This is a genomic window from Lacticigenium naphthae DSM 19658, from assembly GCF_000425865.1.
Classification (GTDB): domain Bacteria; phylum Bacillota; class Bacilli; order Lactobacillales; family Carnobacteriaceae_A; genus Lacticigenium; species Lacticigenium naphthae.
Window position 1 is genome coordinate 15011 of record NZ_KE384468.1, and the last position, 10623, is coordinate 25633.

The 10623-nt window shown below is 35.2% G+C and carries 8 protein-coding genes and 1 pseudogene; 4 read left to right on the top strand and 5 right to left on the bottom strand.

Going from position 1 to position 10623, the window contains the following annotated elements; translation table 11 throughout:
* The 4 genes from H626_RS11545 to cas9 form a co-directional block, all read right to left on the bottom strand.
* On the bottom strand, positions 1–921 hold a 921-nt coding region (locus H626_RS11545; RefSeq protein ID WP_027109252.1), incomplete at its 3' end, for a hypothetical protein.
* Complete coding sequence (gene cas2 / locus H626_RS0110080; protein WP_211221982.1) at positions 918–1247, bottom strand: CRISPR-associated endonuclease Cas2; 330 nt, start codon at positions 1245–1247, stop codon at positions 918–920. The genes cas2 and H626_RS11545, both read right to left, overlap by 4 nt.
* Positions 1231–2133 carry a type II CRISPR-associated endonuclease Cas1 gene (gene cas1, locus H626_RS11110; RefSeq protein WP_051237944.1) on the bottom strand — a complete coding sequence of 301 codons (903 nt, stop codon included), beginning with the start codon at positions 2131–2133 and terminating at the stop codon, positions 1231–1233. Before cas1 ends, cas2 begins: the two co-directional genes overlap by 17 nt.
* A gap of 177 nt (positions 2134–2310) precedes the next feature.
* Positions 2311–5559, bottom strand: a complete 3249-nt coding sequence (gene cas9, locus H626_RS11115; RefSeq protein WP_051237945.1) for a type II CRISPR RNA-guided endonuclease Cas9 — start codon at positions 5557–5559, stop codon at positions 2311–2313.
* Between the two features lie 342 nt (positions 5560–5901).
* Here cas9 and H626_RS0110095 point away from each other — a divergent pair, with 342 nt between their 5' ends.
* The 4 genes from H626_RS0110095 (at position 5902) to H626_RS0110110 (ending at position 10220) form a co-directional block, all read left to right on the top strand.
* Positions 5902–7959, top strand: a complete 2058-nt coding sequence (locus H626_RS0110095; RefSeq protein ID WP_027109254.1) for a P-loop NTPase fold protein — start codon at positions 5902–5904, stop codon at positions 7957–7959.
* A gap of 4 nt (positions 7960–7963) precedes the next feature.
* Complete coding sequence (locus H626_RS0110100) at positions 7964–8518, top strand: GNAT family N-acetyltransferase (RefSeq protein ID WP_027109255.1); 555 nt, start codon at positions 7964–7966, stop codon at positions 8516–8518.
* A gap of 58 nt (positions 8519–8576) precedes the next feature.
* Positions 8577–8987, top strand: a complete 411-nt coding sequence (locus H626_RS0110105; RefSeq protein WP_027109256.1) for a GNAT family N-acetyltransferase — start codon at positions 8577–8579, stop codon at positions 8985–8987.
* Positions 8988–9233: 246 nt separating this feature from the next.
* Positions 9234–10220 carry a ring-cleaving dioxygenase gene (locus H626_RS0110110; RefSeq protein WP_027109257.1) on the top strand — a complete coding sequence of 329 codons (987 nt, stop codon included), beginning with the start codon at positions 9234–9236 and terminating at the stop codon, positions 10218–10220.
* Positions 10221–10448: 228 nt separating this feature from the next.
* Here H626_RS0110110 and H626_RS11680 read toward each other — a convergent pair.
* Positions 10449–10623, bottom strand: a pseudogene (locus tag H626_RS11680) (IS110 family RNA-guided transposase); the annotation flags it as partial.

Here is a 10623-nt window from a genome sequence, read left to right on the forward strand (position 1 = left end):
GATAACGGATTCAATGAACTTTTTATATTCATCAGGAATCCCCGTATAGTCAATAATAAAAGCTATTTTAGTGACTAATAGCATCAATAAAACATATATTAATTCTTCCAAGTTATCCACAGCTTCAATAGATAGATTGACCACTTTATGTTCACAGTTATCCACACATTTCATATACCAATTAATACTTTGATTAAATATTTTTTCATCAAAAACAAAAGGTAGAAGATTCTCAATTCTCTCTTTACTGGAGATGATCGATTGCTGGTGAAAAATGCGATTATTATAACGAATATTTTTGACTCCATTAAAAGAATGTGAGCTTATTATTATAAAATAATTCTTTTGCATATTAATAAAATGATCTAATTGAATTAATTCTTGATTATCAAGAATCAATTCAGGTGAAAGAATTACACATATATGTTGTTTATCTGCTTTAACCTTCTTAATAAAGGATATTTGTTGGATTATTTTATCTAGAGGATCTTGTTTTTTGTTTTTCCACTTCATATGGGATGTAACCACTTCCAGGCTAAAATTATCTAGATGTATTTTAGCAGCGGAACCTGATTCTTCGCTTAGTAGGTCAACCTCTTCTTGTAATTCTTCCCAACTTTCAACTAGTCTTTTATAAAATGGAGAAAGTTCTAAATAGTTTAAAAATAAACTTTTTGCTTTTTCTTTAGCGTAAAAAACATCTGATGACGTATATTGATGTGAGCACGAAAAGACATCTAGACGATAGTCATGCACATTAATTTTTTCATTTCCTTCATAAATAGTTATTTTATTATCATTAAAGGTAGTTTTTAAGAGATCAACTATGTCCTTCCAATCGTCAATTGTTCCTTTTAAGTGAGTAACATGATCTATTAACAAAGTAGTAGATGAGTCATTGTGAAAATGCCATTCTTTCATAGAATCACCATGGTATTATCTGTGAGTGTCTGCTCTGTTAGAGTTTGATTTCCTACTAAAAGATACATTTTATTGTATTGCTTTTCTGTAACTGCCATTGCTCTTACAGAACCATGAGCGGGGAGATTATTTCTGAGAGTTAACATATACGTATCAAGAGAGCTTCGGTTTGGGAAAATTTTAGAATAAACAGAAAATTGAACCATGGTAAAACCATTTTTTATTAAATACTTCCTAAAGCGGGTATAGGTACGTCGTTCACTCCGTGTATTCATTGGCAAATCAAAAAATAGCATTAAGCGCATAAATTTATATGGCGATCCCATTGGCGGGATAGACCAGTAATTGAGTATTTTCTTGATCCATGCTTTTTATATAGCTGTGGATAAGAATGGATATTGCATTTAAAATTGTCTGTTTTTGATTGCCAATCAAAATTTTATTGTTGCTAATTAAATACACGAGTTTTTGTTTAATTTTGGTATCTAGATAGTCGCTTTCATCCATGAGTACCGAAACCCATAAATCTACTACTGGTCTAAATGGTTCAATCAAGTCGTCAGCTAAATTAAATGCATTGTACTGATTATTGTGACCTATACCTAATGCAGGGTGTAATCCAGAAGCAATCAAGCTTCTAGCTACAGCAGAGCGCAATACAATGTATCCATAATTAAGGCTAGAATTTATACCGTCTAAACTATCTCGATCACGAATAAAATCAGATCCAAATAGTTCTTTAAAATAGAGTTTAGCCGCATGACCTTCTCGATTAGATTGGTCTTCTAATTTTACATGTTCAGCTAATTCGTAAAGAGAAAAAATTACAGACTCATTTCGCTTTAAGTGATTTAAAACCGAAGCTTGATTGTAAATTTTTATTTGAATGAACTGCTGCCACATTATCCTTTTAAAAGAAGAAGACCAAGCGATTTGTTTTTTTAACATTTTAGAAGATTGATGATGGCTATGAGGTGACAGTACATAGGTGTTTGGTAAATGTTTATCGTCACAGAAAACGAGTAAGATGTGGTACAGAGACAATTTATTGATTAATCTAGCCGTAACGACTGTTTGTTGATTATCGACAATAATGGTATGTATATCTGACAGGGGGATCAAGATTTCGGCTTCTTCACGGACAACTTTTAAGTTGTCTAAATACAACTGCAAGCGATCGGATTTCTCAATGTATACAACTCGCCAACTCATTTTGGACACCTCGTTTCATAGATTTGGATACAGAAAAAGCCCCAGTAAAGGGGCTTTTTCTGTGATCTCGGCATAAAGCCTTTTTTTGATAGGTTCTCTCAACCTTTGGTATAAAGGAGTCCTCCGTCGAGGACAAACACATTATACCAACTTGTTGTAAAAATGTAAACCCTTTATTTAAATTTCGTGAAGTATATCTCGAAAATCTTCTTTCTCTATAAAATATTCATTTCCAAGAATATCTACAGTATACTTTCGTATATTGTGTAAAGGTCCTATGGATGGCATTTGTTGTGAACTAGTTTTTCTCTCGATATCTTCTACTTCTAATTTATTCTGGCGAGGATTATTATCTCCTCTAAACAATTTATCATAATAAATAGTGATTTTTTCTTTTTTACCTGTTGAAGGATTCTCTTGTGTTTCTACTTTATCATACGAGATTCGGTCATTTTTATAAAAACTATACTGGAAAGTGTAGGATTCATCTATTTGTTTATAGGGAGCAGCTAATCCATCTTTACCAAAATATTTTTCTTTATCTAATACATATTCAGTTCCGATTTTTTTAAACCAGTTATATGGAACTCCCAGGTATTTGTATTTACCTTCCTCATTTTGATAGACATCGATGCGTATGCTTTTACGACTAAGTAACACAACATCTCTATTGGAATTAGGATAGTTATGTGAGATATCTACGTGAATACCAAGCTTGTTATCCAGATATTTTAGACCTTTCACAGGTACTTTTCCGTCTTTTAAAATATACCCGTGTTGTGTCTTGAAATCTTGGAAAGGATTGTCCGCATGTTGATGTTCTTCCATAACTTTTAGAAGCAATTCCCATGTTTTAGGATCGTGTTGAGCCATTAAAAAGTCATTCGGATTTTTATCGATTTTTTTCTTTAAGGATTCAAAGCCTTTTTTATCTAATTCATAAATGTTTTTCACTTTGCCTACTACATATTTGTCTCCATCTTTTTGACGCGTAGAGTAGAGAGTCTGGTTTGTCATTGTTCGGTTCGGTTTCCGGTCAACTTTATGAGAAAATTTTATTTTGTTTCCTGAATTCCGTAATTGGCTTATGAATTTTAGGGTAGGGGTAGAGAAAACTTGTTTCTCGTTTATAATTTCACCAGTTTCTTTATCCACTACAATACCTTCGCGGTTAAAGTTTACAGCATTTAATTGTTTTAAGATAGGTGTAGTACCAATAGCCGCAACTATTAAAGCATCAATTGCATGGTGTGCATGACTTTCATCTCTATCTTTATGAAGGTGAGCACGCCGTCTTAAAGCAGAAGTGAAACTCCCTCTAATGGATAATACTTTTGTATCGATATCATTATTCAGATAAAATGTTCGCAGATTGGATGAGAAACTCCGCATGGCATAACGCGTATCGACAAGATTTCGATTAATGAAATCTTTTTGAACTTCGGGATCGTGTTGTATATCTCGTTGTTCGAGTAAATAGTTTAGTTTTCTTTTTAAGATCTTTTTAGATTTAAATAGATTAGTACATTCGGCTTTGTATACTTCAAAGGTTCGTTTCGCTTTTCCACTTTGAAAATACTGGAAAGGTGTGAGCTGGCCTTTGTCTTGATTTTCTCTTCGATAGCACAATACTTTGTTTTGCTGACTATCATCAAAAGAATAGGAGAGCGGAATAATATGATCAATCTCAAATTGAGTATCATCCTGAACAATATCTTGAGGGAGTATTTGTTTCCCTGAATAGATACATTTATAATCTTGGTTATCCATCAGTTTTAATGCCAGCATTTGTTTTCCAGATAGTTTCAAATCTTTTAATTCTTTCTCATCTAATAATTTTGCCATTTTCTTTTCAAAATCGCCTTGTTTCTTTTGAAAGTCTCTATAACTTTGCTTTTCTTCATCACTATTTTTTTCTCTAGCCATCTCAACGACTACGTAAGCAAGCTCACCATGCTCTTTTCTTACTGCGTTCGTCAATTTAATGGCTTCTCGGTGAGCACGTCTGGCAACAGTACTTAAGATTGCCTCATCATCAAACTGGATTTTTTGACCGGACTGCAGTTGTTCTAAGCGACTTTTTCCTAAACCGCGCTCTGTAAATAATTGCATCTGATTTTTGTTTGTTTCCCATAATTCTGGAAGGACCAGTGAAATAGCTTTCTTAGAAAGGGAATGATACTCTTTAAAACTTGTATCATTGAGTAAAGCAGCTGTCACTTCTTCTAATGGGAGACCATATTGTTCGGTAAACAAATTTGTTAATTGATCTTTTCTTCGTGTGATACTTTTTTCAGCAGTAAGGATTTCAGCAATCTGATCAAGCATATCGATGTTTTCCAAAAATTCATTGGGAAGACTGACTATATCCAAATCTTTTTTAAGTTTTTTATACCCTAGAAATTCTGTGAACTGGGGTTTATTCGTTCTTAAATCAAGTCTAGCTCCTTTGATATCCAATTCATTTGTCAAGCCGACTAATTTTGCTATATTCTTGAGTGTGATTTTTTTACCTTTTCTAGCATAATTTTCAATTAAATATTCTTTTTCTTTTGTTGTTAAGCCTTCTGTTTCTCCAGATTCCTCGCGAGGAAAGTGTATGTTGTTTAAGTCATTTAATAAATTAAATAGTTCAGCGGTATAAGCTTTTTTTGAAATACGAAACTCTTCTTTGAAATAGGTCCCACGACCGCGCATTTTATTTATCATGGTTTCATGTTGGAATTCGCCGTTTTCATCAAAGAACCATTGACCATAGGGGGTAGGAGATTTTTTTGATCCCGGTCCATCATAATATTGTCTGCGATTATTGATTATATCAACTATATTCTCAATGAATTCTTCATCAATTTCAGAATGAAATTCTTTTTGTGTTTCTAAAAGTGCGTTAGCTTCCGTTATGTAATCACTTGTTTTGAAGCGATTGGTATGGTCTCTTACTACTTCATTGTTCTTTATTTTTTCGTGTTGAATTTCAATAACATATTTATCTTCAAGTTTTTTTGCATTTCGTTTGAGTTGTTCTTTTGTTGACAATTCACTTCCAGAAGTTTTCTCATCTTCTTCGGGCGTATCAATTGTCGTTCCACGACGTTTAATAAGATGATAGAGGGCAGCGGCTAATTCATCTTTCGAAAGTTTTTTTGTCAAACCATTGAAGCGAGCTTGATAAGGATCAATATCCTCGATAGTCTCACAATAAAAGCCATTTAATTGGAGAAAGTCTTTTGCTCTTTCCAATCTGTGCTTCCGACGCCTTTTTAATCGTCTCGCTCCGCGGAAATTTCTGCGATCTTCATTAGCATTTCGAGTGGCCTCCTCAAATAATCTTACTCCTGTATCAATAATTTCATTCGTATCTTTATCAATAAGTCCCCAACCAACGCTTGATACTCCAATATCCATACCTAAGACTAAGTTAGTCATTTAGTTTCCTCCATACTTAATGTATTTAGTGTTTAAAGTCAGTATATCATGAAACCGCATGCAATTCATGAGGGTTAACAAAGTGGGGGATGTTTTCAGCGACTTCACACATCAAAATAAACTTGCTTTTTTGTGTGATTTAAAATAGCTGTGGCCGAAGGGTTATAGGATTTCTTTTTTATATTAAAACTTTGATTTTTAATTTCATAAAGATTTGGTATAATTGATAAGAATACAAAAATAATGTATATAGTTGTATTCTTTAATGTTCGCGAGTAAGAGTAAACTACTCAGTGTAGCGAAGCTGTTGACCATTATAAAAAAATTGAAAGAGGTGCACACATGGTTTTTGATTTAAGAGATAAGCCGATTGATTCATTAGATTTCGATTTACTGGATACCGGAAATTATTCGGATGCCATATCAAAATTTATTTTACATAGTTCCACACCCATGACGATTTCTGTTCAGGGAGAATGGGGTTGCGGAAAGACTTCATTAATGAAAATGATAGAAACAAATGTATGCGATACCACCCAAGACAAGTATTATGAAAGCATTTGGATAAATACATGGGAATTTTTTGTGAACAACAATTCTGACAATGCCTGTGAACAAATCATTCTGTATATTTTACGAGAGATCACAAACCAGACGGAAAAACAAAAAAATAGTACGGATGTGGAAGATTTAAAAAAGAATTTGCAGCGCTATTTTTCAAGTGTTGCGAACATTGCAATGGATGTTGTGGGAGTCAGTGACGAAACAAAGCATAGTACTATTGATATCTTCAGTGATGTTCGTTTAACGACTGTCTCTCAATTGAGAACCTCGATTGAAAGAACAATTGGGAAACTGGTGAAAAATCAAAATGGATTGAGCGATTCAGGATTTGTTTTTTTCATCGATGATCTTGACCGCATCGATCCAGAAAATGCGATCCGTATTTTAGAAATCTTGAAAAATTTGTTTGATATTGACCATTGTGTGTTTGTTTTGGCTATCGATTATGACGTAATCACCAGAGGTTTACAAAAGAAATATGGGGAGTTTGACAAAAAAAGCGAAGTAGCTTATAGAGCTTATTTTGACAAATTGATTCAATTGCCATTCTCTATGCCAATCAAAAATTATGATCCTACAGAAATGATCAAGCAATCACTGACAGAAATTGACTATTTCCAAGACTATCATGTGAAAGACCAGACGTATAGAAAACTGGCAGAAATCGTGCGGAATACCATCAACAATAATCCGAGAAGTTGGAAACGCGTCGTGAATTCTCTCTTTCTAAGCGATATTATTGACCAGAAAGGCAAAAATATCCTAGATAAATTTGAAAACAGGTTGATCAACTTTGTTTTTGTCGTCATTCAGATTGGTTATCCAAAAATTTATTCTTATATGTTGTCTTTTCCTGATTTGTTTTTATCCTATTTAACAAATGAGGATGACAAGTTCCTTTCTTTATTAGAGGATCAGCTACTTGACGTTTACGGAAAAGATAAGTTGAACAATGTGGCTGGCGTTTTCAGCTTATTGAAAAGTGTAGCGCATGATTTTGTTGATACGAGAGAAATTATTTTAACTTCCGCAACAACCAGTCTAGAAGAAGACATGAAGCTAGAAGTGAAATATGATGGGGAGCTCTACAATCAATCTTCACAGACCCAATTTAGACAGGGAATCAATTTGATCGAAAAAGTTTCCTTGAAATCTGGAAGCGACGTTTTAGATATTGGATGTGGGAACGGCAAAACGACGATCGAATTGTATCAGACAGATTCTAGCGTTAAAATAAAGGCATTTGATTATTCTGAAAGCCAAGTTGAGGTTGCTTGTGCTAATCGCGCGGAAGCGAATATCCCAGATAGTTCAATAGACTTCTATCAAATGAATGCACTCGATTTAAACGAGAAGGAGCAATATGACCTGATCTTTAGTAACGCTGCCTTACATTGGATCACAGACAGTAAAAATATGTATGCCAAGATATATACTGCCTTGAAAAATGGGGGTTCGTTAGCCATTCATCAAGGAGGAAAAGATTCGTATAGAGAACTCCATGAAATGGCATTGACAGCAGCCAATACGTTAGGAATGCAAGAATACTTTGATGGGTGGCTCTGTCCTTTATTCTATCCGACTAAACAAGAGATGGAACGGCTTTTATTTGAAAGTGGCTTTACGAATGTTCAAGTAGTGAGTGAAGAGTCTCAAGGAAGCGAATATGTTAACTTAATCGATAATTTTGCGAATGCCTCACTTATTCCATACTTGGACAGGGTTAAAACAGTGGCAGAACAAGAACTATTGAAAGAAACATTCAAAACACTAGCAAAAGAACAAATAAGTGAAGTCTATACCCATAGACTATACATCTTTGCGGACAAGGAGTGAGCAGATGGAAATCGGAAAAATAGAAGAAATACAGTGTCCGAATAGCTCGGATCAAATCAAAGAATTATTATTTTGCTGTGATGAAGAGTTCTTTCCTTCTCTTTCTTCGCGTACTAGCTCTACGCAAAGTACATTAGCCCAAAACGAGGGAGATCAACCAAACGATGGGCCACTGACGTATTTTCAAGCAATGATTAAACAAAATTTTATCATTGCTGTAGAATCAGAAGAACTCGTCGGCTTTTTATCGTATATCGATGGGTATCAAAATGATGTGTTCGAGGGACATGTACTGAATGATACGAATATGTATGTCTCAACGATCTGTGTCAATAAAGACTATCGTGGTCAGCGTATTGCTCATAGATTGTACGATGCATTAGAAGAGGTTATCACGAGTAGTGGGGAAGGGTATATTTCGACACGTACATGGTCTACAAATACGTCACATCTAAAAATATTAGAGAAGAGAAGTTTTGATATTATAGAAACGCTAAAAGATCATAGAGGAAAAGGAATAGACACAAGTTATTTTCTGAAAGAAGTATATTCATTATAGTCTAAACGTCTAAACCTTCATAATGGTTTCATTTCCTGACTAAAAGGAGTTCAATAGAATGACGAATACGTATAAAGAGTATAAACACTTTGATGAAGATGAAGTGATAGCTTTGTATCAATCAGTTGGCTGGTCCAGTTATTATGAGCATCCGCAAAAGTTAAAACAGTCTTTTGAACACTCACTGTACACCCTAGCAGCATTTGCTGAGAACGAGCTAGTCGGATTGGTGCGCGTAGTGGGAGATGGGGTTTCTATTGTCTATATTCAAGATTTACTTGTGAACCCCCTCTTTCAACACAAAGGGATTGGAACAGAATTGGCTCGTCAAATACTGACTAAATATGAGGCAGTGACGCAACTCGTTTTATTGACTGATCTAACTGAAAAAACTAAACAGTTTTATCAAGGTGTCGGCTTTAAAATGGTAGAGGATTACGATTGCCGTTCTTTCGCACGAATCAAGTAGCTTTTATACAAAAGAGAGAACACTCTCTTTTTGAATCAGAACAGGATAGGATCATTTAACATACAGGCAAGTACTTTTTTATCTTCAGCTTTGAAGAAAAATAGGTGCTTGCCTGTTTCATTCTGGTCACATACTGATTTTTTGCTTACTTAAAATAAGAAGCTGTTGACAAAGGCAAGGATTCTCGATATAATTATCTCGAATTCGAGATATATTTTTATGTATAAAATAAATGGAGGAATTACAATGAAACAATTAAATGGGATCCATCACGTAACAGCTATTACCAGTAGCGCGGAAAAAATCTATGACTTTTTTACCTATACCTTAGGTTTACGTTTAGTTAAGAAAACAGTCAACCAGGATGATATTCAAACGTATCACTTGTTTTTTGCTGACGACAAAGGCAGTGCCGGAACAGATATGACGTTTTTTGATTTCCCTGGAGTTTCAAAAGGCGTCCACGGCAACGATGAAATCGCACGGACAAGTTTACGTGTCCCAACTGATGAAGCATTAGACTATTGGGTCAAGCGGTTTGATCGCTTGCAAGTGAGCCATGAAGGTATTCAAACTCAATTTGGCAAGAAAGTTTTACCGTTTATCGATTTTGACGGACAAGCCTACCAATTGATTTCAGACGAAGAAAATGAGAGGGTTGAATCAGGGACGCCTTGGCAAAATGGACCCGTCCCATTGGAATATGCTATCACCGGACTCGGTCCGATCTTTTTACGCTATTCAGATATCGAATATATGACTGCCGTCCTCGAACAAGTCTATGAAATGAAACACATTGCTCAAGAAGAGATGTATCATTTATTTGAAATGGGACAAGGGGGCAATGGTGCACAAGTCATTGTCGAACACATTACCGAAATGCCGCCACACCAACAAGGGTACGGCACAGTGCATCATGTCGCATTCCGTGTGGATAACAAAGAAGACTTAGAACAATGGATAGAAAGATACAAAACTTTTCAAGTGGGAAATAGTGGTTATGTCGAACGATTTTATTTTGGGTCTCTCTATGCGAAGATCACAAATGGCATCCTGATCGAATTAGCTACAGATGGTCCTGGATTCATGGAAGACGAGCCCTATGAAACGCTGGGAGAAAAATTGTCGCTCCCACCATTCTTAGAAGATAAACGAGACACTATCGAAAGTAAAGTTCGGTTTATTGATACGGTAAGAAGTACGAAGACGATTGAAAAAGAGTACGAAGAATAAAAAAGCAAGCGTGAAGTGGATGTCGGATCTGCTTTTTGGAACACGTTTTAGAAAGTGAAATTTGGGAAATGATTAGAGGCTGGGACTTTTGTCCCAGCCTCTTCCTACGTTTAGTCAAGGCAAAAGATTAACTAACAATCCTATTTTCAAAAGAGTGATTGTTAATTCAGACAAAAATGCATACCAAATAAGCCTCAGCCTTTTTATATTTTTCTGAGAAGGTTCATGCTATACTACAGGTATATTATGGGTCTTAGAGACCGTGTGCGTGTAAGCGTACGAGGTATGGTTCCTTACCATGGAATGCATACATTTCAGGAGCTTGTTCATACAGGCAACTGTGGCAACCTTATCCTTCTTGGGGGTGGGTTGCCTTTTTAGTTTATAATAATAATCAACGATG

Coding starts and splice junctions, on each gene's coding strand:
- cas2 (WP_211221982.1), bottom strand. CDS start 1,247: ATGGGATCGCCATATAAATTTATGCGCTTAATGCTATTTTTTGATTTG.
- cas1 (WP_051237944.1), bottom strand. CDS start 2,133: ATGAGTTGGCGAGTTGTATACATTGAGAAATCCGATCGCTTGCAGTTG.
- cas9 (WP_051237945.1), bottom strand. CDS start 5,559: ATGACTAACTTAGTCTTAGGTATGGATATTGGAGTATCAAGCGTTGGT.
- H626_RS0110095 (WP_027109254.1), top strand. CDS start 5,902: ATGGTTTTTGATTTAAGAGATAAGCCGATTGATTCATTAGATTTCGAT.
- H626_RS0110100 (WP_027109255.1), top strand. CDS start 7,964: ATGGAAATCGGAAAAATAGAAGAAATACAGTGTCCGAATAGCTCGGAT.
- H626_RS0110105 (WP_027109256.1), top strand. CDS start 8,577: ATGACGAATACGTATAAAGAGTATAAACACTTTGATGAAGATGAAGTG.
- H626_RS0110110 (WP_027109257.1), top strand. CDS start 9,234: ATGAAACAATTAAATGGGATCCATCACGTAACAGCTATTACCAGTAGC.